Here is a 26,868-nt window from a genome sequence, read left to right on the forward strand (position 1 = left end):
CCTTTCGCTGTAAGGCGAAAGGGGCCGTTTTCATTTACTCACTTTGCTGTATAAAACCAGCCTAGCCTTTTAATACTGTTGCCACTGATTTAGCGAAGTAATTAATATTGCTGTGGTTTAAACCAGCAATACTCACGCGGCTTGAACCCACCATATAAATGCTGAACTCGCTGCGCAGGCGGTCAATTTGCGCTTTGTTAATACCTAAAAAGCTGAACATACCGTGCTGCCGGGTAATAAAGCTGAAATCCTGCTGTACACCTTCAGCGGCCAGAGTGTCGATAATCAGCTGGCGGTAGTTGTTAATGCGATTACGCATTTCAGCCAACTCTTCATGCCACAAGCTGGTTAGCTCGTTGCTATCAAGAATATTGGCAACAATAATGGCACCATGTGCCGGTGGCATAGAATAAATGCTGCGCACTACACTTAACAGGTTTACTTTGGCAACATCAGCGACTTTGCTATCTACTGCAACGATAGATACCGCACCAATACGCTCACGATACAGGCCAAAGTTTTTTGAGCACGAACTGCACAGAATCATCTCATCAACGTTATCTGCCAGATAGCGCAAGCCTTTGGCGTCCTCATCCAGGCCGCTGCCAAACCCCTGATAAGCCATATCTACTAAAGGCGTAAAACCACGCTCTTTGGCGATATCAGTAAAACGCTGCCACTGGGCAAAGGTTAAATCCATCCCGCTGGGGTTGTGGCAACAAGCATGCACCAGCACTACATCGCCAGCCGGCACTGTAGCAAGCTCGGCAAACATAGCGTCTTCGTTCAAGCCTTTGGTGTCATAATCGTAGTACGTGTATTCTTTTACATTCAGGCCAGCGGCTTTAAACATAGAGATATGGTTAGCCCAGGTTGGGCTGGTTACCCAAATGGTCGCATTCGGGTTGGCTTTTTTAATAAACTCAGCCGCTACGCGCAGTGCACCTGTGCCGCCTGGTGTATGTGCTGTAGTAACACGGTTAGCCAGCAATACTTTGTGGCCAATGCCAAACGCCAGTTTTTCGATATGGGCATTAAAGCCCAAATCACCGGCCATACCGATATAGGTTTTGCTGTCTTCCTGCTTCAGGCGCAACGCTTCTGCTTCTTTTACGCACTTCAGTACCGCCGTATGGCCTTGCTCGTCTTTATACACCCCTACGCCGAGGTCTACTTTGTTCGGGTTTGGGTCTTCTTTATAGGCTGCCATTAAACCTAGAATTGGATCGGTTGCCACCGGTTGTAACTGAGCAAACATAGTGTTCTACCTGAGTTAAAGTTGCATGAAAAAAGCTACGGTTATGGTAAATACGCCGGCACGGATAAACATACCGCCACCAGCAAAGCCAAAGCATCCGCCGTAAATACGTTTTTATTAAAATCTTCTGCATCGACAATGCCGGCTATTTTGCCTGATTGGTTAAACAGAGGCAAACAGGCCTCTGCCTGCACTTTAGGATCGCAGGTGTAATATTCACCACCTTTGCCTAAATAGGCCGCTACATCATTAATGACCTTGGCTTTGCCGCTTAAACCTACCGTGCTGTTATTGCTGATTTTGGCAAATTCGCTATTTAACGGAAATTCAGCGCGCGATGGCGCACCATAATAAGCCAGTTTTACCAGCACCGGCTCACCGGCATCGTTGCTACGGGCCTGATAAATACCAAACCAGTCCAGTGCAGAATGTTCACGGTAAAATGCAGCAATAAGGCTTAGTTGCGCAAGTGTGTGTTGATTGGCCGCGTTTTGCCCACCCAGAATTGCCGTTAAATCATAGGGATCATCAGCCAGTTGACCAAACAGCGAGCAAGCACCGCCTTCGCCTAACTCCGGCACTTTATATTGCCATTGCACCGCAGGCGCAGTTGCTGTTGTTAAAAAAGCCTGCAGCTCGGTTTGGCGCTGTTGTACTTTTTCAGCAAAAGCTGCTTGCGAAATATCGCCCAGATACGCCTGTATGCCGGCGCGTTCAACATAGTCTGATACAGAAACAGCATCTCGTGACATTATAGCCATCCAGATTTCCAAAAATTGACAAACATTCTACCAGAAGCGGTTAAAAAACCAAGCCAGCTGGCAACAAGTTAAGGAAATTGTTGCCGCGGCTTAAGTGGATGTTTAAGCTGACAGGTGTGTAAAGTAAGCGAAGTAAGCGAACCCACTTATGGCAGGCAATAAAATTTCTCTGGCCGACTGGCAGGCCAAAATGAACCCGGCAGGTGCAACTGCTGCAGTAAAAGACGATCCTAATCTGGTGTACAGCACCGACAGCGGCAAAATAAGCACTAAGCCCGCTGCCAAACCTGTTACAGAAGCTTTTGCCGATGGCGCAGTGCGCATAAGGCGCGAAACCAAAGGCCGTGGTGGCAAAGCAGTGCTGACTATTAGTGGTATTGCCAAACCGCATGACGAACTTGTAGCACTGGCAGCGAAACTGAAAAAGAAATGTGCCTGTGGCGGTGCAGTAAAAGATGGCGTGATTGAAATTCAGGGTGATAAACGCGAGCTGGTAGAGCAGTTATTACAGGCCGAGGGTTTTAAAACTAAATGGGCCGGTGGTTGATAGACGCAAAAGTGCCGGTTCATTATCTCTCAGCGAGAAGAGAACCGGCTTGCTCTAAGCTAACCGTTGAAGGCATGGATGCTGACAAATTCGTCAGGAACGAATTTGAACAGCTCCGCTGGCCCACCAGGTGAACTTCAGGATGAAGTTCATAATCGAGCCCCCACGGACGGGTTTACGGCGCGTTAGCGTGAGCAAACCGGTTCGAGTCCGGAGCACAAAACGTTGTGCGGCCTTACTTCACCGCTTCACGATTATACGGCTGGCCAACGGCGCCGTTAAAAAAGCTGTCTTTTAACCAGTAAGGCCGCTGCGTGGTGTTGGCAATATCCAGCGCAATATTAAAGTTAATATTGGCAAACACCGCACCAGCGTCATAGCGGATTGCACCGTAGTCTTTAATCAGGCTGGGAATATCATCTGATGGCTTATGATAGTGCTTGGCAAAAAAACTGGCCCAGATTTTACCGCCGTCCTGCTTTGGGTCCTGCGATTTAAAACCGGTCATTAAAAATACTGCCGGTACGCCTTTTTTCACCAGGGTGTAGTGATCTGAGCGGGTAAAAATAGCCTGCTCCGGCATAGGATCTGCGCTTAGCGCTATGCCCTCTTTCGCCGCGGCGTTTTCTACCACTTTACCAAGCGAAGAATGGTTAGCACCAAAGGCTATCATATCGGCAAACGGATATAACAACACTGGCATATCCAGGTTAACATTCGCCACCAGTTTATCTATTGGCCGGGTGGGGAAATGCGCGAAGTAATCGGCGCCGAGCAAGCCTTTTTCTTCACCGGTTACCACCACAAACAAAATCGAACGCTTTGGTTTTACCGGCAACTGAGCAAACAAACGCGCGGTTTCCAGTAAGATAGACACACCGGCAGCATTATCCATGGCGCCATTATTAATTTTATCTTCGTTGCGTAAATCGTTGCTGTAGCCAATATGATCAGAATGCGCCGTGACCACAACGTACTGGTCTTTCAGTACAGGATCCGAACCCGGTAATACCGCAATAACGTTAGGGCTGGAAATATCTTCATGGCTGCTGTTACGGCTTAAGGTAGCCGATACACCAAGCTGAAACCCCACAGGGTTCTGCTTGTTTTCCAGTTGCGTAAAAATATCCGCCAGCGATTGCGGCGCTTTGGCAAACAGTGCAGCAGCGGCTTCGTGGTGCAAGTAGGCTCCGCCTTTCAAATCAGGGAAGCTGTCAGCCGGCGTACCATCGGCTTGCAACCACTCCATGCCGGGCGTGTTTAAATACAACAGGCTATTGGCATAAGGTCGCACTTTTTCCTGTACCGGGGTATGCACGGTAATAATACCTACTGCACCGCGCTCCGCTGCTAAACGGGTCTTCTGGCTGCTTAAGTGCGCGGCTTCTTCGCTTGGCAGGCTGTCCGGGCGGCCAGTTAGCAGCACTACTATTTTGCCTTTTACATCCAGATTAGCGTAATCATTTAAACCAAACGCTTCCGATACCATGCCATAACCGGCAAACACCAGCGGTGCGGTAATATCGGTTTGGGTGTACTGCAAACTCGGGCCGGTAAAAAAGGCTTTGGGGTAACTAAGCGGTGTATCTTTGCCATCGGCATGCAGGGTAAATTTCGCGCTTTCCTGTGCTAAACGCGCCTGGCGCAGCGGCACTCGCTGGTAATAGCTGCCATTATCACCTGCTGGCTCCAGACCCAGTGCCTGTAATTGCGTGGCAATATATAACGAGGCAATTTCATGTTCTTTACTTCCGGTTTCACGCCCAGCCAGCTCATCTGCTGCCAAAAACTGCATATGGGCTTCAATAGCTTTAGCGCTTGCCGCCGTAGCAGAGGGCGCCGGATCTGATGACTGCGTAGCAGCACAACCGGCTACTACAGCCAATAGCAACGCAGCGGGTATAAATTTGCTTTTCATAGGGTTTCCTTTAAAAACAACAGTGCCAGCATGAGCTGGCACTGACTTAACGGCAACAGATTCAGCTTAGTTTATCCGTTGCTTATATTTGTCGTGTAACTGCTTATGGCGGTTGTTTAAGTCAACTTCGCGGCCATCAATCCACAGGTGGGTGACCTTATGGCCGAGATAGTCGAAAATATCGCCGTCAGACACTACTAGGCTGGCAGCTTTGCCCACTTCAATGCTGCCAATTTTATCGGCAACACCGGCAATTTGCGCGGCATTAATGGTAACAGAACGTAACGCCTGCTCTGGTGTTAACCCAAAGCTGATTGCCTGGCCGGCTGCAAATACCAGATTGCGGGTATCCCAGTAACCATCAAGCGACAACGCGTAGTTAACACCGGCATCCTGCAAGGTTTTCGGCACGGTAAACGCCTGGCTGTAGTTTTCATCGCCACGGCTGGGTAAACCATAAGGTGCGGTGTAAATAACAGCCACTTTGGCAGCGGCCAGTTCGTCGGCCAGGCGCCAGCTGTCGCGGCCGCCAACAATAGTCAGCTTAAGGCTGTACTCTTTAGCCAGCAACATAGCCTGGCGAATTTGCCGCTCGTCATCGGCATGCACAAACAGTGGCCGTTTGCCTTCAAACACGGTCAGCATTTCATGCCAGCGCGAGTCTACACCTCTATTTAACCCGGCTTGCTCAGCATCGTAATACGCTTTTGCTGCCTGAAAATATTGCTGCAGTTTAGCCAGTTGCTCAGCATTGGCTTTACGCACTTCGTCGGCAGGTTTTGGGTTCCAGCGCGAGCCCAGCGTACTGGCATTAGGCCAGCGCACATGCAATCCGGTGCCGTCAGCCACTACTGCATCCTGATAATTCCACGCATCTAACTGCATCAGGCTGGACTGGCCCATCAACATACTGCCGTCCGGGTAAATCATGCTGTAGGCAAAACCGTTACTGCGAATGGTTGGGATAACTTCCGAGTCGGCGTTGTAGCCCACTTTAGCTTTAATATCCGGGTTAGTCTGGGTTACTTCACGCGAGTCGTCGGTAGAGCGCACAGCCTCTATTTCAATTAAGCCCAGCTGGTTAGCCAGTGCTATCAGGCCCGGATACAGGTGTTTGCCATCCAGAGCCAACACCGTTGCACCTTGCGGCGCGTTCAGATTTTGGCCAACAGCCGCAATTTTACCGTCCACAATTAATACATCACTGTCGGTTTTTACACCATCGGTTACGGTATGAATTGTCAGGCCGGTTAACAGTAACGGGCCTTCGGCAGCTTTACCCGGCACCATATCGTGCGCCAGTGCTTGTGTGCCGCTCAGGCTGCCCGCTAAGGCAGCAAACAGGCTTAAACAGGTTTTAGAAAGTTTCATGCTGCTGCTCCTTAGTGTTTGTGGCCATGGCTGTGAATATAACTGCCGATGTTCCACCAGTCGCCCTGATCTTCACAGTGCCATTCTGGTTCATCCTGCTTATAAGCATCTTTGCTGCCGGCTTTAGCGCTGTCATCTGCGCTCAGCACTTTTTGGATCAGCGCAGTTTTTTCAGCTTCCAGCTGTTGTTGCAGTTGCTTGTCAGTATTGATATCGAAGTACTTAGTACCTTCAATCCAGGTTTGTTGTGCCTGGCTGTATACCGATAGCGGATGGGTGTTCCACAACACAAAGTCGGCCTGCTTACCGGCTTTAATTGAACCGGTAACCTTGTCTATTTTTAGCTGTATCGCCGGGTTAATGGTGACCATTTTCAGCGCTTCGTGCTCGTCCATGCCACAGTACATTACTGATTTCGCCGCTTCCTGATTCAGGCGGCGCTGTAAACCGGCGTCGTCTGAGTTAATGCTGACATTCATCCCTTGCTCGGCCATTAAGCAGGCGTTAGTTGGAATAGCATCCTGAACTTCCATTTTATACGCCCACCAGTCGGCAAAGGTAGAAGCGCTGGCACCATGGGCCTGCATTTCTTTGGCGGTTTTATAGCCTTCCAGAATGTGGGTAAAAGTGGTGATGTTAAAGCCCATTTCATCGGCCAGCTCAATCAGCATCAGAATTTCTGACGCCACATAAGAGTGGGTATGAATAAAACGTTGCTTATCCAGAATTTCTACCAGTGCTTCTAAGCGGTAATCAATACGTGGCGGCGCGACCTGCTCGCGCTGGCGTTTAGACAGTTTGTCATAAGCTGCCAGTTTGGCTTTGTATTCTTTGGCGGCAACAAAAGCATCACGAATGGTGGTTTCAACGCCAACACGGGTTTGCGGATAACGCTCGGTAAATGCATCGCCCCAGTTAGATTGTTTAACGTTCTCACCCAAGGCAAACTTTATGCTTGGCGGTGCGGCTTTCATTTTCAGGCCCTGAGCATTTTCGCCCCAACGGAACTGAATAACCTGAGCCTGGCCACCAATAGGATTGGCACTGCCGTGCAGCAGCTGCGCGGTAGTAGTACCACCGGCTAAACCACGGTAAAGGTTAATGTCTTCCGGGTTTATTACATCAGCAATACGCACCTCGGATGTTACTGCATCGGTACCTTCATTGACACCGGCCTCAATAGCGACGTGCGAGTGCTCGTCGATAATACCGGGCGTAAGGTGCATACCGGTGCCGTCGATAACGTCAAAACCACCTGGCGTACCCAGGTTTTTACCGATTTTATCGAACTTGCCGTTGCGCACTATCACGTCGGTATTTTCAAGGATACCGTCTTTTTCTGCTGTCCAGACTGTGACATTTTTAATATGCACATTCTGTTGTTTAGCTAAGGCCGGTAAGCCGTAAGCACGGTTGGGGAAAGTTAATTTAGACAGCATCACAGTGTCAGGCTTGCTGGCTACGGTTTTGGCCGGGCTTTCTGTCAGCGGCTGGCGCTGTGCCGTTACCAACTCGGTGCTGCTGCCAAGCTGCCATTTACCTGTCAGGCTGTTATCCGCTAACTTGCCGCTAAACTGCGCTACCTGCTTATCGCCGGTAAGCTCAGCCAGATTCAGGTTAAACTGCAACAGTTGCTGCTGGCTGTGAATATGCTCTAACTTAACGCTTTTTGCTGCAGCGCCGCCAGCCTGTAACACGGCAGAGCCACTGAGTTTATCGGCATGGCCGGTTAAGGTAACTTTAACAGCCTTACCCGCAACAGACAGCTGGTAATCACCGGCAAAGTCTACCGGGGTTATGGCTTTAATGCTGTGCTGCTGGCCACGCACCCAGGTGGCCACAATTTCACCATCAGCAAATAAATCGCCGCTGGCCAGCACTAAATCGGCCTGATAACCTGGGGCAATTTTACCCAGCTTGTCGGCTACGCCGCTTAACCGCGCAGGTACTGTGGTTAATGCAGCCAAAGCGGTGTCGGCAGATAAACCATACTGCACGGCTTTGCGTAAATTAGGCCAGAAGTCCTTGGTGTCTTTTAACTTGTAGGTTGTTAGCGCAAAAGGCACGCCAGCCTGCGCCAGGGCAGCAGCGTTTGCAGGTGCGCGCTCCCAGTGGCGTAGATCGGCCAGGTTTACATCCAGCTGATCGGCAACCTGCTCTACCGCAGGCGCCGCAGGGAAGTTAAGTGGTAAAATAAGGCTGCGCCCGGTGGCTTTAATTTCATCCAGCCGCACATATTCAAAACCAGAGCCAACCATAGCGGCGTTATTCAGCTTGAACTCGTTTAACAGCAAGTGCGCACGCAGTAACGATCTGTCGTCACCGCTTTCAAACACTGCGCCTTGCTGGTTAATATTGGCCAGGTTTTGCAGTGCCACATTAAATTCAACCGGCTGGTTAAAATAACGCACATCAGTTTTACCGTAAGCCTGGCTGTACCAGTTGGCATCACTTAATGTCTGGCGGATAAGCGCCATACTGCCCATCAACGATGACGGATAACTTTGCTTTGACGTGCCTTTGCTAAAGGCCATAAATTGCGGGCCATCAGCTTTTAGTACCAGTTGATTTGGTAAACCTTCACCTAAGGAGCTGACAAAAGCCTGGCCGCGGAAAATACCATCAAATCGGGCTGACTGCGCGGCAGTAAAACCGAGCTTGCGTAAAGCTTCTGCCGCTTTGGCATCAGGCTTAAATTCTCTTACCCAACGCTGCTGGGCATGAATGGCGTCATTGCTGGCATTGCCACCTTTGCGCTCATTTTTATACACCGGCGCATCACGATAGCTGCCGGGCTTGGCTGGCTTGGCTGCCTCAATACCATATTGCGTATAAGGGTCGATAAAGCCCGGATACAGCGTATAGCGGCTGGCATCAATTTGTTGATACCCCGCTGGCACCTTTACACTGGTGCCTACCGCACTGATGCGGCCATCGGCAATTAATACGGTGGCATTTTCCAGTTTTTTACCGGGTTCGGTATAGACCGTGGCACCGGTCAGGGCGATTAAATTGGGGGTTTTATCCTGGATACCTTGCAAGGGGCTGGTCTGGTCGGCGTGGCTACTGGCGGCAAATACCGTCAACAGCGCTGCGCTTAACAGCGACAAACGCTCTGAAGTCATAACATGTTCCTGAATTAAGGGTTAACTGTTAACAACATAGTTCAGGCGACTAAGCTCCTGCTCAGCCAGTGGCATGCTGAAGTAGTAACCCTGAACCTGGTAGCAAGCATTTTTTCTTAGAAATTCAACTTGTTCGGCAGTTTCTACCCCTTCTGCTACTACGCGAAGATTCATCTTCTGCGCCATAGCGATAATCGCAGCAACAATATCCATATCGTTACGATCACCGGGAATATCTTTGACGAACGAGCGATCTATTTTCAGCTCGTCTACCGGAAAACGCTTTAAATAACTAAGCGAAGAATAGCCTGTACCAAAGTCGTCGATAGATAAAGACACCCCGAGACGCTTTAACTGATTTAATTGGTTAATAGCCGCATCGGTGTCACCCATCAACATACTTTCAGTAATTTCAAAGATTAAAAACGCCGGGTTAGCGCCGGTGCGCAGTATAATACGCTCGACAATTTCCGGCAGGTTATCATCCTTAAACTGCCGCACAGACAAGTTAATCGACAAGGTAACATTGTGGCCGCGGCTATGCTGGCGTGATAAAAACCGGCAGGCTTCCCAGATAATCCACTCGCCAATTTGCACAATCAGCCCGGTGCTTTCGGCCACGCCAATAAACCGCAGCGGCGGCACCAGAGTATTATCCGGTCGTAACCAGCGCAATAAGGTTTCATAGCCAACAATACTGTTATCGCGAATATCGATTTTTGGCTGGTAATACAGCAGAAACTGATGTTCACGGATGGCTTCACGCAATTGGTTTTCAATCAGCAATCGCTCATTGGCCGCTTCGTTTAGGTCATGGCTGAAAAAGTGGAAGGTGTTTTTACCGCGGGCTTTGGCTTCATACATGGCTAAATCAGCGTGTTTTAGCAGCAATTCTTCTTCTGAGGCATCTTCCGGCGCTACTGTAATACCAATACTGGCACTGATAGACACTTCATGGTTACCCAGTTTTACCGGTGCAGCAAAAGCCTGCTGTAAATTAGCGGCAATGCTGGATGCCTGGCCCCGGTCGATAATGCCGCTTAAAATCACAGCAAATTCATCACCACCCAGCCGGGCAATAGTGTCTTCTTCACGTAACCGGCTGATCAGCCGCTTGGCCACTTCTTTTAATAATTCGTCCCCGGCATCATGGCCCAGGGTATCGTTAATGCGTTTAAATTCATCCAGGTCAAAATATAACAACGCAAAACTGTAGTAGCCGCGGTGCGACATGGCGATGGCTTTACGCAACTGGTCACGGAAATAACTGCGGTTGGCCAGCCCGGTCAGCACGTCGTAATAGGCTAGTTGCTCCATCTTTTTCTGGCTTTGCTTAATAAAAGAGATGTCCTGCATGGCACAGACATAGTTACTGATACCGCCTTTTTCATCACGGATAGGCGCTATCGCCAGAGACACCCACAACTGGCGCTCAGCATGCTGCAACAACATATCACCACGCCAGTGTTGACGCTCAGCCAGCGTTTGCTGAATTTCCTCTGCCACGTGGTGCATTTCTTCGGCAAATAAGCTGCCAAGCGGCTGTAACTGTATTTGTTCTGTTGTAGTGCCAATCATCTCGGTCAGAAACGGGTTAGCGTACTCAATACGCAGCAACTGATCGGTTAACACTATACCTGAGCTGGAAAAAGACACCGCTTTACTCAGTTTTCTGGCCGAGCGCTCGGCCAGTTCTTTCTCTTCAATGCGGGCATTTAAACCACTGACTAAGGTAGATATTTCATCCGACATACGGCCAAACGCCTGATTAAGCAAACCTATCTCATCGTTTTGTGTATCCAGTTGTACCTGTTCCATATCGCCGCGTGACAGGCGGCTGATAGCACCAGACAAACGGTTGATCCGCTTTAATATAAAATGATAAATAACCAGTTGTAAAAACAACGCTACCAGCAGTGCCACGGCAGTAAACACCAGCACCAGCCGCGAACGTACTGAACTAAAAGCAGTAGAAATATCGGCTTTATCAACATAAACACTCACATACCAGTCTGCGCGCTCGACAACATTTGTCGCAATAAGCTTTTCCGGCGCCAGGGCCTGCGCCTGCATAACTTGTCGTGGGTTGGCCGCATACTGGCGCGCATACTGGCTCAGGCTGTCGGCACCGGTTTCATCTGCCAGCAAAGGGGTGTTCATTGGCGGATCGGCACGCAAAAGCTGCCAGGCAGAACTGATAATCTGGCCCTGGCTGTCAAAAATCATACTATGACGGCCTTCCTGGCGCGGCAACATAGCCAGAATATCCTGCAGAATAAAATCCGTACCTGTAACACCAACGAACTCATCATTGACATAAACCGGAATGATCAGGCTGGTCATCCATTTTTTCCAGATATTGTCGTAATATAGTGGTGTCCAGCGTGGTTGGCGTGCCGGGTTTTGCTCTGGTGTGGCAATGCTGTAAAACAGATCCTGATTAAAATCATGCTGGCTGCTTACCTGCAGCGCCCAGTCAGCGGGTGAAATACGAATAAACTGTTCTTTGGAAATAAAATAGAAGTTAAAAAACTCCTGTAGCATCAACGGTGAAAGCTGCTGCCACAGTAAGGCCGTTTTATCAAACAAGCCGGCGACACGGGCATTGTAGTTTTGCGCGGCGACAAAAGCGCCGGAGTAATCATCCTGCACGCGAATACTGCCATCAGCAGCGGATTTTATCGTGGTCGGCCCCGACAGCTGTGCCATACCAAGGCTGCGGCTTATCACCTGGTTTGCGGCAATGGCTTTTTGCTCTTTTTGCAAAAAGTTTTTATTCAACTGCAAGGCATGGTTTGCGGCACTGTGATTAAGTGCGACTTGTTGTTGTTCGAATTCATTGGCTTCCTGCAGCAAAATAACCGCATAGCCTATGGCAAAACCGGCAGTAACGATGGCAAGAAATACCACCAGCGCAAATTTGCGCCCCAGCGAATCCATTCCTGTTGGTTTAATAAAGTTTACGTCCTTCACCACTCTGCCTGATTTTGAAAAAACTATTGATTATTGGCAAGATATCGCTTTCTATAACGATACGATGCAATCATTATTGCATGTTAATTCATCAAAAGAGAATGAAACAATGAAAAAACCCCTGTTAGCTGCCGTTTTAGTATCACTACTATCTACCTCTGCTTTTGCCGGCAGCGCCTTTACTGAAGCCAAAGATAGCGTGAAATACCGTCAATCTGCATTCCAGCTGATCCGTCATAATATGGCCGACATTGCCGATATGCTAAAAGGCGACGTCAGTTACGATGCAGAGCGTGTCAACAAACGCGCTACCGCTCTGGCTACGCTAACAACCTTACCATGGGAAGCTTTTACTGTACCAGGTGCCGAACAAGGCGGTGGCGATGCCAAAGCTGATGTGTGGAAAAACCTCAGCGATTTTCAAAGCCGTGGCGAGAAGCTGGCAACGGATGCACTGGCATTAAAAACGGCGGCTGACGGCATGGATCAGGCTGAAGTACGTAAAGCCTTTGGCAGCTTTGCCCGCAACTGCAAAGCCTGCCACGACGAATACAAAAACTAATAGCAATATGGCGCTGTTTACAGCAGCGCCAACAATTTATGCCCCTGCCAGAAATACAACGCCACTAATAACAAGCCAAACAGAACAAAATAAACGCCACTATGTTTTACGCCGCCAGTATAGGTACTTGCTGCATTGTCTTTGCCGGTAACCATCACCCACAGCACATTGTGTACCCGCACACTGTGCCAGATTGCCGCAACAATATGCACAGCAACCGCCGCCAAAAGAATATTAATATTAATCTTATGAATATCAGAGGCAATATCTACCCAGCTTGCCGGTAACAGGCGCACCAGTGGGCCGTCACTCATATAACTATTGTCAAAGGTAGCCAGCCCGGTGAGCAGTTGCACCAGTACCAACACAATTAGCAGCACTATCATATAAAAAGACGCCGGATTATGCCCTTGCACAGCATAAGGCTTACGCAGGTAATGCACAGCCGCAGCAGGTGTGGCGGCAAACTGGCTAAAACGTGCGGTTTTACTGCCCACAAAACCCCAAACCAGCCGTGACACCACCAACGCCAGCAGCGTATACGCCAGTAACTGATGCTGCGCTATTAAACCTTCTTCACCGGTGTACCACAACCCGGCCAGCAACAATACCTGGCTCCAGTGGAAAAACCGGACGGCAAAATCCCAGACTTTTACTTTTTGTGACATTGTGCGTAGTCTCCGTTATGCTAAGTTTTTGATTTTATACCAGAGACACAAAAAGATGAATTGGTGGAAATGGATCCTTGCCATATTAACCTTATTGCTGGCCCTCGCCGCTGCGGCAATTTACGCCGTGCTATACCTGAGCTTACCAAGCTATGATGGTAACCAACCAAGCAGTATCAGTAATACCGCCAGGCTGGAGCGTGATGCGCTGGGTTATCTTAGTATCCATGCCGCAAACCGCAGCGATGCCGCCTTTGCGCTGGGCTTTGCGCATGCGCAGGAGCGGTTCTTTCAAATGGATCTGCTGCGCCGCAATGCCGCCGGCGAACTGGCCGAACTGTTTGGCAAACGCGCTTTAAAGGCCGATCAGGCGTTGCGCCAACACCGCTTTCGCAGCCGGGCCACCCAGGCTTTGTCGGCACTGCCTGCTAAGGATAAGCAGCTGCTGAGCAACTATAGCCGTGGCGTTAACGAAGGCCTCGCGGCCCTTAGCATGCCGCCGTTTGAATACACCGTGCTGCAGCAAACACCAAAACCCTGGCAAGAGGCTGATTCGTTTTTAGTTATTTACAGCATGTATCTGGATTTACAGGGCAAACTGGGCCGCGACGACTATGCAATGACCATATTAAAACAAACCGTGCCGGATGAATGGTATCGTTTTTTACAGCAACATTCTGATATCTGGCAGGCCGCGATAGATAATAGCCAGATTGAAGCCATACCTATGCCCGCCTCAACCTACCCACAGCTGTTAACTAACAGCCAGAGTGCCTGCAACCTGTGTGAAGTAAAAGATGCCACCGATATTGGCAGCAATAACTTTGCCGTAGCCGGCAGTTTAACCAGCCATGGCAGCGCTATATTGGCTGACGATATGCACCTGAGTATTCGTGTACCCGGCACCTGGTATAAAGCCCAGCTAAACTGGCGCGACGGCACACAACTGCGCACGGTTTCCGGCCTTACGCTGCCCGGCACCCCCGCTGTTGTGGTGGGCTCTAACGGTAATATTGCCTGGGGGTTTACCAACAGCACCGCCGACTGGCACGATCTGGTTGCCCTGCAACTGTCAGACGATGGCAAACGCTACTTAACTGCCGACGGCTGGCAGGCACTGGAATATGTGTACGACACTATTAAAGTTGCTAACGGGCCTGATCAGCCCTTGCAACTGGCTCAAACCCGTTGGGGGCCGTTGGTGCGCTTTGGCGACAGCCCGGCTTATGCTTTACGTTGGGTAGCGTATGATATTGAGGCGGTTAATTTTAACCTGCTGCAACTGGAAACCTCAGCAACAGCGCAAGAGGCCCTGCAACTGGCACCACAGGTTGGCATACCCACGCAGAACCTGCTGGTGGCCGACAATAAAGGTAATATTGGCTGGAGCCTGATGGGCCGTGTGCCTAAACGCAACTTGCCGGATCTGGATACCGCACAAGACTGGAGCAACGCTGAATACGGTTGGTTTGGTTATATAGCGCCAGATGCGCAGCCACAGTTATTAAACCCCGACAGTAACCGGCTATGGACGGCAAATTCGCGTGTTATTGGCGCAGCTGACTATCAGTTAATTGGCAATGGCGGTTACGACTTAGGCGCCAGAGGCTGGCAAATTCAGCAAGGCCTGAACGCGTTAAGTAGTGTCGATGAACAGGCCCTGCATAACATTCAGCTGGATAACCGTGCACTCATGCTGGAGCGCTGGCAACAGTTGTTGTTAGAGGTGCTGGACGAGGACACTGTTCAACAACATCAGTTGCAGTCATACCGTCAGCATGTGCTAACCAGCTCACAAAGTGCCAGTGTTGATGCCGTGGGTTACAGCCTGGTACGGGCGTTTCGCCAGCAATTACTTGAGTTGCAGTTTGCCCCGCTGTCAGCGTATCTGGAGCAGCATGGCGCCCGTAGCCGGGATTTGAAATACTCACTGGAAACGCCACTTTGGGCCATGTTACAACAACGTCGTACCGATACCTTACCGGCAAGCTTCAGCAGCTGGGACGAGTTACTGCTGGCTGCCGTGCTGCAAAGTAAGCAACAACTGCAGCAGGACAACGGCAGCATTAACCAGAGTAACTGGGGTTATATTAATCAGGCCCGTATAAACCACCCATTGTCTGCCGCCATACCGCTGCTGGGCGGCTGGCTTAATATGCCCGCCACCGCGCTTAACGGCGACAGCCATATGCCAAGAGTACAGCGGCCGGGTTTTGGCCAGTCGCAGCGCATGGTGGTAGCACCGGGGCAAGAACATAAAGGTATTTTAACCATACCGGCAGGTCAGTCTGGCCACCCGCTGTCGCCGTTTTATCGTGGCGATCATCAGTACTGGTTAAACGAAGTAGCCTTGCCGTTTTTACCCGGCGAGAAAAAATATCAGCTGCTGCTGACACCTCAGGGTTGACTTTAGCCATCCAGACGGACTATGTTAGACGCCATGAAAATACTTAATACCGCGCTCAGCTTTTTTCGCTTTACCACCTTACACGGGAGGCGGTGAGCTGCGCGCGCAGTAATACCTGAAACCTCCCACACCGGGAGGTTTTTTTTTGCTTACTTTTAGCTCAGACAAAGAGAATTAACATGGAACTGGATGAAATACGCCACGCAATATCTGACACCGACAAGCAATTGCTGGCTTTATTATCAAAACGGCGGCAGCTGGCACTGGCTGTAGCTGACGCCAAACTGGCACAAAACAAACCGATACGTGACCAAAAACGCGAGCAAGAGCTACTGCTGTCGCTGATTGAGCAAGGCAAACCATTGGCGCTGGACGCCCAATATGTAACCCGGCTGTACCATGTCATTATTGAAGATTCAGTACTGCAGCAACAGGCCAAAATTCAGGGCCAGCTAAACGGCACCAACAGCCCGGCAGTGCGGGTGGCTTTTCTGGGCGGCCAGGGCTCATACAGTTACTGGGCGACACAAAAGTATTTTACCCGCCGCGCCGAGCGCATTATTGAGCAAGGCTGCGACAGCTTTAACGAAATAGTGCAGGCGGTTGAAACCGGCCACGCTGATTATGCCTTACTGCCGATTGAAAACACCTCATCGGGCAGTATTAACGAGGTGTACGACTTACTGCAGCATACCCGGCTGTCTATTGTTGGCGAGCTGACTCACCCTATCGCCCACTGCCTGCTCGGTTTACCGGGTACAGATTTAAGCAAAATCCGCCAGGTGTGCGCTCACCCACAGGTTATTGCCCAGTGCAGCCAGTATCTTTTAGGTTTGTCACAGGTGAAAATTGAATACTGCGACAGCTCTTCCGACGCCTTTAACCGCATTAAGCAGCAGCAAGACCCAACAGTGGTTGCCATTGGCGGTGAAGAAGGCGGCCAGCTATACGGTTTGCAAGTGCTTACCCGTGATCTGGCTAACCAGAAAGACAACGTCAGCCGTTTTATTGTAGTAGCGCGCAAACCGGTGACAGTGGCCAAAGCCATACCGGCGAAAACCACTTTTATTATGTACACCGGCCAGCAACCGGGCGCGCTGGTAGATGCGCTGCTGGTGTTAAAGCAACATGGTATCAGTATGGGCAAACTGGAATCGCGGCCTATTAACGGCAACCCGTGGGAAGAGATGTTTTACGTTGACGTGTTTGCCAACCTGAACGACTACGCCATGACGCGGGCACTGGAAGAGCTGAATAAAATCACCAAGTTTATTAAAGTATTGGGCTGTTACCCCAGTGAAGATATCGAGCCAACCCAGGTCACTGCCGGCTGATATGGCAGAGTAAGGGGCTTCGTGCCCCTTAATGCGTAATCCAGTAGCGCTGCATTTCAAAAAATAAAAAAGACGCCGTCCAGGTAATCAATACCAGCCCGGTTAACGATTCAATGCCGGTTAAAAAACGTAAATCCCCCATCGGCACTATGTCACCAAAGCCTACAGTGCTGAACACCGTAGAAGAGAAATAAACGCAGTCCATCACGCTGCCGTTAAAATTACCGGTAAGTTCTCCCCAGCCTTCAGCGTTGTGCATCAAATAGTACGCCAGGGCAAATAGCCAGATTTCAACCATATGTGCCACCAAAGCACCAAATACGCCGAACACAATTTTATAGCGGTGTTTTATCTGCATTTTCGGGATAGTTGAAGATAAGCGGACTAAAAATTCGTAATGCACCAGTACTGCTGTCGCAACAACCAAACAGTTAATCAAAACAACATAAAACATGTTATACCTCAGTCCGTTACAGCCTTGACCAGTGATTCGTTGAATACCCAACCCCAAGGGCGATATTTAACTATAGAAGGTGTCGGCTGATCATGGGTAACTCGGTCACCTAAAGCCCCGTGCATCAACGCTGATACAACTCCAGCGGCAGGCCGTCGGGGTCTTGAAAGAAGGTGAAAGGCTTGCCGGTAAATTCGTCGATGCGGATCGGTTCTACCGCTACGCCGTTTTGCGTTAAGTAATTGGCAAATTCTGCAACGCTCTCTACCACAAACGCCAGATGGCGCAGGCCTTGTGCTTCGGGTTGGCTTGGCCTTGGCGGCGGGTTTGGAAAGCTGAACAGCTCAAGCTGGTTGCCGTTTGGCAGGGCTAAATCCAGCTTCCAGGAGTCGCGCTCGTGGCGATAATTTTCGGCGATAACGGTTAAACCCAGTAGTTGAGTATAAAAGCGTTTTGAGACTGCGTAATCGCTGCAAATTATCGCCACATGATGAATGGCACTAAGGATTGGTCGTGGCATAAAAAAGGCCCTGATATTCTGACAAAGCACTGACACAGCAAGCTAAGGCCCTAAGTGTATCAGAGCAGCTTTTGCAGCTCACTCTTTAACTCTTTGTCCTGTGTTGATGCCTGCAGCGGTTTTAAAATCTCCTCTGCTTTAGCTTGTTGCTGCTGCGCTATATATAACTGGCCTAAACGCAATTTTGCCCAGTCGATATTATCGGCTGTTGGCTGCTGTGCGATAAACTGCTGCAAAGCGCTAATGCCCTTATCAACAGCTATGCCGCTTTTTACTGCCGAGCGACCAATTTGGTATAGCGCCTGTGCTTGCGCAGCGGCGGCTTCGTCATCGTTTGCTGGCATGGTCAGTGCCTGGTCAAATAATGCGACTGCTTTGGTGTGCTGATCTGCGCGGGAAAACGCCACACCGCGCTGCAGGTAGGTTTCCGGCCGCTGCGTTAGCAGCTCATCTTTGGCTAAAAGCGCATTAAAAACAGCGTCATCCTGCAAATCAGACGCATTTAACTGCAATAAAGCCCCTTGTAAGGGATCAAGGGGTTTTAACTGCTCAGCCAGTTGCAACGCTTTGTCTTTATCACCACCGGCAATACCGGGGGCCTGGGCGAGAAAGCTGCCCAGCGCAATATAGCTGCGCGGGTTATCAGGAGCCAGTTTAAGCGCCGCTTCATAGGCTTTTTTGCAGCGCTTGGCATAACCCAGCGCACTTAACATACTGGCAGAGGATGCCTGGTTGCAGCTTATCGTGGCATACCAGTGCTGGTAGTCAGCGTTATTGCTATCAATCTTCACGGCCTTTTCCAGCAAGTCTTCTGCTTTATCTGCGTTGTTTAACAGGGCTTCGGTTTGCCCCAGCAAAGCCAGCAGTTGTGCATCTTTGGTCTTTTTAGTGACTAAAGGTGTTAGTAATGCCTTTGCTGCCTGCATATCTTTGGCTTGCCATAAGGCTTTAACTTGTGCGGTTAATGCCTGTGGATCTGTAGAATTGGCCAGCACGCTACTGCTGAGTATCAGGCCGGAAAAAAACAGGATGCTACGCATGGTGCTGCTCCGTATCGCTCTGCGACAATTAAGTAGCAAACACTATAAGGCACAGCACAGGCGCTTTACCATAGGCTAAAAGTAACAAAATATATGTTAACGCTTATAATTCAATAACATCGCCTTTGGCCGGAATATTTGCTGCTATACCAAGCTGCGCTAATTCCTGCTGCAGTGCCTGTTGTGCCTCTGGCTCGCCATGTACTAAATAAAACTGTGGCTGCCCGCCAATGGCCTGTGCCCAGTCTAGCAGTTCACTCTGGCCGGCATGCGCCGAAAAGCCACCAATGGTGTGCACTTTGGCTTTTACCATTATCTCCTGACCAAACAGCTTTACCCGCCGCTCGCCATCTACCAAACGCCGGCCTAAGGTGCCCTGCGCCTGAAAACCAACAAAAATCAGGTGGTTCGAGCTTTTCCATAAATTGTGCTTTAAATGATGCACTATACGGCCACCGTTACACATGCCACTGCCGGCAATAATAATGGCGCCCTGGGTTACACGGTTAATTGCCATCGACTCTTCCACAGTTTCAGTCAAGCGTAGCATTGGCAGTAAATCTTCCAGCAGCATGCCTTTTTTAAAACCAATGGCAACCAGATCTTTTTGGTCCAGGCTGTGCAGGTAGTCATTATAAATATTGGTAATGCTAATGGCCATTGGGCTATCAAGAAACACCAGCCGCTGTTTTAACCGGCCCTGATGGTGCAGCAGGGCAAGGTAATACAAGATTTCCTGTGAGCGGCCAAGTGCAAAGGCCGGAATAAACACATTACCGCCGTCTTTATTGGCTTGCTCCAGCGCTTGTGCCATTTCGTCCAGCGAGTTGTCGATATTCTGGTGGTTACGGTTACCGTAGGTGCTTTCCATCAGCACGATATCGGCCTGGCCTATGTCCGTCGGGTCGTGCATCAGCACAGTAGCTGGGTTGCCTAAATCACCGGAAAACACCAACTTGCGTATAGCTTTACTACCCTTAAGCCACAATTGCACTATGGCTGAACCGAGAATATGCCCGGCGTCGGCAAATTCCAGCTCTAACCCCGGCAGTGGCGTAACACGCTTTTTGTAGCTGACTGTTTCACACAACTGAGCTACGCGCTCGGCGTCGGCTACTGATAACACCGGGTCTTGCAGTTTTTTACCCGAGCGCGCCGCTTTTTTGTTTTGCCACTCCAGGTCTTTTAAGTACAAATGCACCGAGTCTTTTAACAATACCGGCAGTAATCCGGCCGTGCCGGGGGTGCAGAGTATTTTACCGTCAAAACCACGCGCTACTAACAATGGCAACAAGCCGCTATGGTCAATATGAGCATGGGATAAAATCACCAAATCAATATCTTTGGGCCGAAAAGCGAAATGAAATTTGTGCCATTCGCGAATTTGGTCAGCGCCCTGCACCATGCCGCAATCGAGCAAAATCTGCAGGTTATTAAAACGTATAAGGTAGCAAGAGCCGGTAACCTGCTGAGCGGCACCGATAAAACTAAGAGTGGCAGAAAGAGGCATTGGGGTATCCTTGTCAGTTAACTCACTTTAGTTATACCGCAACAGTCAGGCTTAAAGGTTAGCCTATATCAAACAAGATGTTGGTTTTAACATTTTTCCACTTGCCGATTATCTGTATAGTAAGTAGCTAAAGTAAGCAGCGTTAGCTTTCAAGGAGCTGTTATGACATCTGATCCGCATCAACTACACGAACGTCATCTGGCATCGGCGCAGCAGTCTGTCGACGCTATTGCCAAACTGCAGGACCACAGCTCTTACCGGCTGGCATTTGCCGATAATGAATTTTTAATGCAGGACGAGCTGCGCCATGTACGGCTGCAACTGGAATATTTGAAGCCACAGCTGGTGCTGGAGCAGCACAATATTACCGCTACCATAGTGGTATTTGGCAGTGCACGCTTTTTATCACCGGATCAAGCCAAAACCGCAGTAACACTGGCAGAAAAGCAGCTGACAGAAACCGATACTGCACCAAACCAGCAGGCACTAAAGCGGGCTAACAAACAGTTAGATAACAGTAAATATTACAAGGCCTCACAGCAGTTTTCGGCGCTGGCTACCCGCTACAGCTGTTGCAACCCCGATTGCGCCATGACCATTATCAGCGGCGGTGGCCCCGGCGTGATGGAAGCGGCCAACCGCGGCGCTATGGATGCCGGCGGTGATAGCATAGGCTTAAATATAGTGCTGCCAAGAGAGCAGCAGCCCAACCCGTACATTACGCCGCAGTTTTGTTTTCAGTTTCACTACTTTGCTATTCGTAAAATGCACTTTTTACAACGCGCACGGGCTTTAGTGGCCTTTCCCGGAGGTTTTGGTACTTTAGATGAGCTGTTTGAAACCTTAACCCTTATTCAAACCAAAAAGGCCGCACGTGTGCCGGTCATTTTGTACGACAAAGCCTTCTGGCAAAAGTTGATTAATTTTGAGCTGTTGGTAGAAGAAGGCGTGATCAGCGCCTCAGATCTGGAGCTGATCCAATACGCTGATACACCCGAGCAAGCCTGGCAGCTGATATTGGATTACTATCATCTAAGTGCATAGCAGGTAACTAGAAACACAACCGGCAATTGACGTAGATAGTTAATTTCGGCCGTGTCGATTACGGATAAATTTTACCTTAAAGTGATATTTTTCTGATATTTGCCCTCAGCAAGTATTTAAGCTTTATTTATCCGTTTTCACTGCCTATCAATTAGTACTGTTATCTAAGCAAGTTAGGGACAAGCCTGATGTTAACAGTACTAAACAAGCCTGCTGGCATATTGAAGAGCAAAACTGCATCTGCGTGGAGCAAGACTGCATTGGTAGTATTAATGCTCAGCCCGTTGGCTTATGCCGATACCGTAACCACTACGTTTAATGTCAGTGCCAATGTCGTCGATGACTGTCAGGTTAGTGCAACCAATATCGATTTTGGTGACTACCGTGCCGTAACTGCTGCCGACTTAGACGCTAATTCTGCCGTTGCCGTGCGCTGCACCCTGGCAACGGCTTATGAGATTGGTCTGGATCAGGGACTTGGTGGCGTTTCGGTAAATGACAGAAAAATGCTGCAAGGCGCCAATGAGCTGAGTTATCAGTTGTTCAGAGATCCGGCTCGCACCCAAAACTGGGGGAATACGCCAACCACCGATACCGTGGCGGGCACCGGCACCGGTAATAGTCAAAATTTTCAGGTGTATGCACGTATCCCATCCAATCAAAACGTGGCAACCGGTGCCTATACTGACACCATTACAGTAACCGTTACCTTTTAGGTACTTCGAGTGATTTCGTTGCGACAAGGTTGCGGCATGCTGCTGTGCTATTGCGGGTTTACCTACGCCAATGCTGCATTTGATGTTTCCCCTATTCGTTTGCAGTTATCACCAGAAACCCCCAGCGCCGCGCTAACCTTGACTAACCGCACGGACAGGCCCAGGCTGATTGAAGTTAATACCATGTTGTGGCAAAGAACAGAAAATCAGGACATTTACAGCCCTAGCAGAGACATTCTTGCCAATCCGCCGGTATTTGAAGTCGCGCCGTACTCTACGCAAATTGTAAGGGTTGGGCTAAATAGAGCAACACCCGCCGCAACAGAACGCAGCTATCGCGTGTATTTAACCGAAGTCGCTATCAGCCAACCACAGCAGCAACTTCAGGTTGTGCTATCTATCGGCATACCGGTATTTATTGCACCCGCAGCCGGTGAGAAGTATCAATTGCATTGGCAAGCCAAAGCAATAAGTAACAACATGGTAGAACTGACTGTGCGCAATACCGGCAATAGCCATGTTCAACTGGAACAGCTGACATTTTATTCCCCTATCAGTACCGGTTACCAAACAGCAGAAAGTGTTGATTACCGCTCACACCAACGCATTTTCCCTAAAGAATCACAACGCTGGCATATTGCCCTGAGCAGTGAATATGCCGAATTAAGTTTTCGCTACCACAGCGCTCAAGTAACTGGCGAACATACGCTACAAATACTGGGGCGTTAAACGATGCGCCTCTTTCGGGCTGGGTCACTCACTGTAATGCTATACCTTTTCACCGCGCATGCCGATGAACCAAGGCCCACAGCGGATACAGTAGAGTGGCGCTGGTTAACATTGTCACTAAATGGCCAAACACAAGACAAGGCAGTTAAATTATTGTACTACCGACAACACTTTTATATGCAGGAAGCCGATTTACAACAATTACGCCTGAAGTGGGACCTGCTTGAGGTGCTGTACTATGACGAACTAAATTATTATCCGCTGACAGAGATGGATAATGTTTCCGTTGAAATGCAACAACAAAGCCAGCACTTACAACTAAACGCGACACCGGCGGCGTTTGAAGCTTACCGCAGCCGATATCAACACCTACAGGCAACACCGGACAGTCTCATAGGCGCTTATGCCAACTATGATGTCCAAACACAATATAGTGATGGCGGTGCTACACAGGCGGCTTTAGTTCAGTTAACAGCTTTTTCCGGCACCGCTAACTTTACTAATACAGCCACCTATAACAGCAGTAGCCCATCATCTTTGCTGCGGTTAGATTCAACCTTCATGCTTGATAACCCGGCTAACCGTAGCCGGTTTTATCTGGGCGACAGCTATAATCAACCGGGGCGCTGGGGCCGGACAGTGCAATTTGCTGGTGTGCGCTACAGCAGCAACTTTAGTTTGGATCCCGGCTTTGTGACGTACCCCTTACCGTCAATCTCAGGTGAGGCTGTATTACCCTCTTCAGTAGATATTCTGATTAACAATGTCAGGCAGCACCAGCAGACCGTGCCGCAGGGCCCGTTTGAGTTACAACAATTCCCAGCCATTACCGGCAGCGGCGAGCTGCAGCTACAGGTCACTGATATCCTGGGCAGAACAGAAACATACAACCAGCCATTCTATATTGCCAGCCAACTGTTAGCTGAGGGCTTGAGTAGCTTTTCTTATGAGGCCGGCTGGATCCGGAAAAACTATGGCCTGCGCAGCAATGATTATGACCGCGCTTTTATGTCTGCAACCCACCGCTACGGTATTAACAACCGCATTACTACTGAATTACGTACCGAACTGAGCCGCGATCATCTGGCTGCCGGCGCTTCCTTTAGCTATCTGCTGGCAGATTATGCCGTTGCCGATATCACTGTCGCAGCCAGCAAAACCGATGATGCCTCCGGTACGTTGTGGCGTGGCGGCCTCAGCAGACAAAGTCACAACTTTAGTTTTGGTTTTTATGCCGCTTACGCCAACAGGTCTTTCAGCGCGCTGGGGCAAACGCCTGCAGTTGCTCGGTTACGCAATGAATTAGGTATTAATCTCGGAGCACCGTTATTTTCCGGCAGCAGCCTAGCGGCAGCTCTGATCCGGCGCAAACAATGGGACGGCGACGATTTCAGCTTACTATCAATAAATTACAGTCAGCGCGTAACCGACAAGCTGATGCTAAACGTGTCGGCCGGTAAAGCCATTAACAACAGCAATGACTATACTATCGGCCTAACCCTATCTCGCTACTTTGGTAGCCGTGACAGTGGGCAGATTAACCTGCGTCATGAACAGGACAACACCCGCAAGCAACTGCAAGTGCAGCGTAATCTGACAATGGGTGACAGCTTTGGATACCGGCTGCTGGCAGAGCAGGCGAAACAAAACTGGCTTGACACTGAATGGTTATTACAGCGCAGCAATGGCTTATATCGCGCTAACGTGTCTTCGTTTGACGGCCAGGCAGCCGCGCGGCTGTCCGCCAGCGGCAGTATTATTTTGCTTGATAACAGCTTACATAGCACCAGATGGATTTCAAACAGCTTCGCTCTGGTTAATGTCGGTGACATCGAAGGGGTAAGTGTAATGCTTGAAAATCAGGTAGTTGCTGCAACCGACAGCAAAGGTAATGCTTTAGTTACCGGATTAATGCCTTATGACAAAAATTATCTGTCGATAGAGCACAGTCAATTGCCCATTAATACCTCAGTGCAATCGCTTCAGCTCAGTGTTACACCAGCGATTAACGCCGGAACTATAGCAAATTTTCACCTGCGACGGGGCAAAAGTGCCGTCGTCAACCTGTACCGTCCTGATGACAGTGCGGTACCAGCCGGTGCTCAAGTGCGGATAAACCAGCAACAACGTACTTATCCTGTCGCCAGCAACGGCAAAACATACCTGGAGCAGTTGCCCTCTGAGGCCCTGCTGCATGTCACTTGGCAGGAAAAGCAATGCTTCGCTACTCTGACCTTAACTGAAACCAACGAACCAATCCCCGACCTTGGTACTATTTACTGCCGGGATTCCGCACCATGAAATGGTCATATTCAGTTCTTGCAGCCGCGCTGTTATTCAGCAGCCAGGCAGAGGCTATATATTCGTGCAGCGTAAGTACCACAGGCCTGAACTTCGGCCAGTACCGCCCGTTTAACCTTGTGCAACAGGATAACAATGGTAATATCGCCGTATCCTGTCAGTTGCTGCAGGTAATAGGCTTATTAGTCAGCTATGAAATTCGCCTGTCTACCGGCCAGTCCGGCAGTTACAGCACAAGGCGATTAAGCAGTGCTGGCAGCACTTTAAACTACAACCTGTACCGTAATGCGGCCAGAACCAACGTTTTTGGTAATGGAACAGCAGGTACAGTATTTATTGCTGACGGCTATTTGTTAAGTATCGGCGTAATTACCCGTAATTATCCTGTTTACGGCCGAATTCCTGCCGGGCAGAACGTTCGTGCCGGTAGTTATACCGATGTAATTACTATTACCGTTACTTATTAATATGTGCAGACAAAAGCCAGCTGGATAATCAGCTGCGGCTGTCGGCAGCTTTTTGCAGCAGCTGTTTACTCTCTTGTAAAAATTGCCCGGCCAGCTCACCAAAAAACTGCTGCCCTTTACCAAACTGTGCCATTAAACCGGCTTTATCTTTGGCTTTAAGTAACTGCAACAGTGCGGTAAAGCGCTGCTGATAGCGCTCCAGCAAAGCAGCCACTTCGCAGGATGACAACATAATATCGGCATACAGCTCGGCGTTTTGCGCAAATAAGCGCCCTACCATCGCCAGCTCTAACCGGTATATTGGCGAGCTGAGTTGCAACAGCTCGTTAAGATCGGCGTTTTCATCGGCTAAATGCACACCATATACCAGGGATGAAAAGTGGCGCATCGCCTGAATTAGCTGCATGGCACTGTCGTGCTCAGGCGCCTGTTTTATTGCCAATTCGGCGCCCCAGACATTAAGCTGCTTTAGCAGCCACTGGTACTGGTTTTCATGCCGGCCATGGCAAACTACCACTACCTGTTTTACCAGATTGGTAATGTCCGGGCCAAACATCGGATGCAGCCCAACAACCGGGCCTTTGTGTTGCTGCAGCATGGCTTTAAGCGGCTGTTGTTTAATACTGGTAATGTCTGCCAGTACGCAGTCAGCCGGTAATGCTGGTAGCTTATTAATTAACTGTTCGGTTAAGGTAATTGGCACCGCCAGCAGCACCAATGCTGCCTTAGCACAAATAGCCTCCGCCTGCGGCCAGTCTTGCTGCTCCAGCACCACAACCTCGTAACCGGAGCGCTGAAAAAGACTCACAAAACGGGCGCCAAGCGCACCGCCACCACCAACGACAACCACCTTGCCACCGCCATCGCGGCAACACACAAAGCCGCTTTCCTGGGTTTGGTATGACTCGCGCATAATACGGCGCAGCACATCTTCAGTTAAGTCTGCCGATACGCCCAGTGCCAGGGCTTGCTCACGCCTTGCACTTAACAGCGCCTGTTCGCGTTCAGGTACATATACCGGCAAAGCGAATTGCTGCTTTATTTTACCTACCTGAGCGGTCACTTTAGCGCGCTGCGCCAACAGCGCCACCAGCTGGCTGTCAATGCTGTCTATTTGCTGACGCAGTGGCGCCAGTGCCTGCTGTGCTGTCAGATCTGTCATT

Annotated in this window: 21 protein-coding genes; 9 read left to right on the plus strand and 12 right to left on the minus strand. The window is 49.7% G+C overall.

Going from position 1 to position 26,868, the window contains the following annotated elements; genetic code table 11:
- Positions 1 to 61 precede the first annotated feature (61 nt).
- Positions 62 to 1,258 carry an amino acid aminotransferase gene (locus tag MJX74_RS08510; RefSeq protein ID WP_240222441.1) on the minus strand — a complete coding sequence of 399 codons (1,197 nt, stop codon included), beginning with the start codon at positions 1,256 to 1,258 and terminating at the stop codon, positions 62 to 64.
- A gap of 41 nt (positions 1,259 to 1,299) precedes the next feature.
- Complete coding sequence (locus MJX74_RS08515) at positions 1,300 to 2,010, minus strand: GAF domain-containing protein (protein WP_240222442.1); 711 nt, start codon at positions 2,008 to 2,010, stop codon at positions 1,300 to 1,302.
- Positions 2,011 to 2,167: 157 nt separating this feature from the next.
- On the opposite strand from MJX74_RS08515, the gene MJX74_RS08520 reads away from it, so the two are divergent.
- Positions 2,168 to 2,566 carry an SUI1 family translation initiation factor gene (locus tag MJX74_RS08520; RefSeq protein ID WP_476748533.1) on the plus strand — a complete coding sequence of 133 codons (399 nt, stop codon included), beginning with the start codon at positions 2,168 to 2,170 and terminating at the stop codon, positions 2,564 to 2,566.
- Between the two features lie 235 nt (positions 2,567 to 2,801).
- Here MJX74_RS08520 and MJX74_RS08525 read toward each other — a convergent pair whose 3' ends face one another.
- The 4 genes from MJX74_RS08525 to MJX74_RS08540 form a co-directional block, all read right to left on the minus strand.
- Complete coding sequence (locus MJX74_RS08525; RefSeq protein ID WP_240222443.1) at positions 2,802 to 4,484, minus strand: M28 family metallopeptidase; 1,683 nt, start codon at positions 4,482 to 4,484, stop codon at positions 2,802 to 2,804.
- A gap of 66 nt (positions 4,485 to 4,550) precedes the next feature.
- Entirely contained in the window at positions 4,551 to 5,855 is a 1,305-nt protein-coding gene (locus MJX74_RS08530) for an amidohydrolase family protein (protein WP_240222444.1), read from the minus strand.
- An 11-nt stretch (positions 5,856 to 5,866) separates the two neighbouring features.
- Positions 5,867 to 8,980, minus strand: coding sequence for an amidohydrolase family protein (locus tag MJX74_RS08535; RefSeq protein ID WP_240222445.1), 3,114 nt, complete (start codon positions 8,978 to 8,980; stop codon positions 5,867 to 5,869).
- 21 nt (positions 8,981 to 9,001) lie between these two features.
- Positions 9,002 to 11,953, minus strand: a complete 2,952-nt coding sequence (locus MJX74_RS08540) for a bifunctional diguanylate cyclase/phosphodiesterase (protein WP_240222446.1) — start codon at positions 11,951 to 11,953, stop codon at positions 9,002 to 9,004.
- 109 nt (positions 11,954 to 12,062) lie between these two features.
- On the opposite strand from MJX74_RS08540, the gene MJX74_RS08545 reads away from it, so the two are divergent.
- On the plus strand, positions 12,063 to 12,515 hold the full coding sequence (locus MJX74_RS08545) for a c-type cytochrome (RefSeq protein ID WP_240222447.1): 453 nt from the start codon (positions 12,063 to 12,065) through the stop codon (positions 12,513 to 12,515).
- Between the two features lie 17 nt (positions 12,516 to 12,532).
- Here the strand turns inward: MJX74_RS08545 and MJX74_RS08550 are convergent, their stop codons facing one another.
- Positions 12,533 to 13,183 (minus strand): cytochrome b/b6 domain-containing protein, encoded by a 651-nt coding sequence (locus tag MJX74_RS08550; RefSeq protein WP_240222448.1) that lies wholly within the window; start codon positions 13,181 to 13,183, stop codon positions 12,533 to 12,535.
- Between the two features lie 55 nt (positions 13,184 to 13,238).
- Here MJX74_RS08550 and MJX74_RS08555 point away from each other — a divergent pair, with 55 nt between their 5' ends.
- Entirely contained in the window at positions 13,239 to 15,590 is a 2,352-nt protein-coding gene (locus MJX74_RS08555; protein ID WP_240222449.1) for a penicillin acylase family protein, read from the plus strand.
- A gap of 179 nt (positions 15,591 to 15,769) precedes the next feature.
- The gene (locus tag MJX74_RS08560; RefSeq protein ID WP_068234305.1) at positions 15,770 to 16,924 is read left to right on the plus strand and encodes a chorismate mutase; all 1,155 of its coding nucleotides are present in this window, start codon (positions 15,770 to 15,772) and stop codon (positions 16,922 to 16,924) included.
- A gap of 28 nt (positions 16,925 to 16,952) precedes the next feature.
- Here MJX74_RS08560 and MJX74_RS08565 read toward each other — a convergent pair whose 3' ends face one another.
- The 4 genes from MJX74_RS08565 to MJX74_RS08580 all read right to left on the minus strand — a co-directional run bounded on the left by MJX74_RS08565 (position 16,953) and on the right by MJX74_RS08580 (position 20,448).
- Positions 16,953 to 17,378 carry a potassium channel family protein gene (locus MJX74_RS08565; RefSeq protein WP_240222450.1) on the minus strand — a complete coding sequence of 142 codons (426 nt, stop codon included), beginning with the start codon at positions 17,376 to 17,378 and terminating at the stop codon, positions 16,953 to 16,955.
- Between the two features lie 124 nt (positions 17,379 to 17,502).
- Positions 17,503 to 17,898: an SMU1112c/YaeR family gloxylase I-like metalloprotein gene (gene gloA2, locus MJX74_RS08570; protein ID WP_240222451.1), complete on the minus strand. Its 396-nt coding sequence runs from the start codon at positions 17,896 to 17,898 to the stop codon at positions 17,503 to 17,505.
- 59 nt (positions 17,899 to 17,957) lie between these two features.
- Positions 17,958 to 18,938, minus strand: coding sequence for a tetratricopeptide repeat protein (locus MJX74_RS08575; protein WP_240222452.1), 981 nt, complete (start codon positions 18,936 to 18,938; stop codon positions 17,958 to 17,960).
- A gap of 103 nt (positions 18,939 to 19,041) precedes the next feature.
- Positions 19,042 to 20,448, minus strand: coding sequence for an MBL fold metallo-hydrolase RNA specificity domain-containing protein (locus MJX74_RS08580; protein ID WP_240222453.1), 1,407 nt, complete (start codon positions 20,446 to 20,448; stop codon positions 19,042 to 19,044).
- Positions 20,449 to 20,610: 162 nt separating this feature from the next.
- Here MJX74_RS08580 and MJX74_RS08585 point away from each other — a divergent pair, with 162 nt between their 5' ends.
- From MJX74_RS08585 to MJX74_RS08605, 5 genes are all read left to right on the plus strand, one after another.
- Complete coding sequence (locus MJX74_RS08585; RefSeq protein ID WP_240222454.1) at positions 20,611 to 21,492, plus strand: LOG family protein; 882 nt, start codon at positions 20,611 to 20,613, stop codon at positions 21,490 to 21,492.
- A 188-nt stretch (positions 21,493 to 21,680) separates the two neighbouring features.
- Entirely contained in the window at positions 21,681 to 22,208 is a 528-nt protein-coding gene (locus MJX74_RS08590) for a Csu type fimbrial protein (RefSeq protein ID WP_240222455.1), read from the plus strand.
- Positions 22,209 to 22,244: 36 nt separating this feature from the next.
- Positions 22,245 to 22,937: a fimbrial biogenesis chaperone gene (locus MJX74_RS08595; protein ID WP_240222456.1), complete on the plus strand. Its 693-nt coding sequence runs from the start codon at positions 22,245 to 22,247 to the stop codon at positions 22,935 to 22,937.
- A gap of 36 nt (positions 22,938 to 22,973) precedes the next feature.
- Positions 22,974 to 25,238: a fimbria/pilus outer membrane usher protein gene (locus MJX74_RS08600; RefSeq protein ID WP_240222457.1), complete on the plus strand. Its 2,265-nt coding sequence runs from the start codon at positions 22,974 to 22,976 to the stop codon at positions 25,236 to 25,238.
- On the plus strand, positions 25,235 to 25,705 hold the full coding sequence (locus MJX74_RS08605; protein WP_240222458.1) for a Csu type fimbrial protein: 471 nt from the start codon (positions 25,235 to 25,237) through the stop codon (positions 25,703 to 25,705). The genes MJX74_RS08600 and MJX74_RS08605 overlap by 4 nt, the downstream gene beginning before the upstream one ends.
- Before the next feature lie 28 nt (positions 25,706 to 25,733).
- Here MJX74_RS08605 and tyrA read toward each other — a convergent pair whose 3' ends face one another.
- On the minus strand, positions 25,734 to 26,867 hold the full coding sequence (gene tyrA, locus MJX74_RS08610) for a bifunctional chorismate mutase/prephenate dehydrogenase (protein WP_240222459.1): 1,134 nt from the start codon (positions 26,865 to 26,867) through the stop codon (positions 25,734 to 25,736).
- Position 26,868: the final 1 nt, after the last annotated feature.

The organism is Rheinheimera hassiensis, assembly GCF_022436675.1.
In the GTDB taxonomy this organism is placed as follows: Bacteria; Pseudomonadota; Gammaproteobacteria; order Enterobacterales; family Alteromonadaceae; genus Alishewanella; species Alishewanella hassiensis.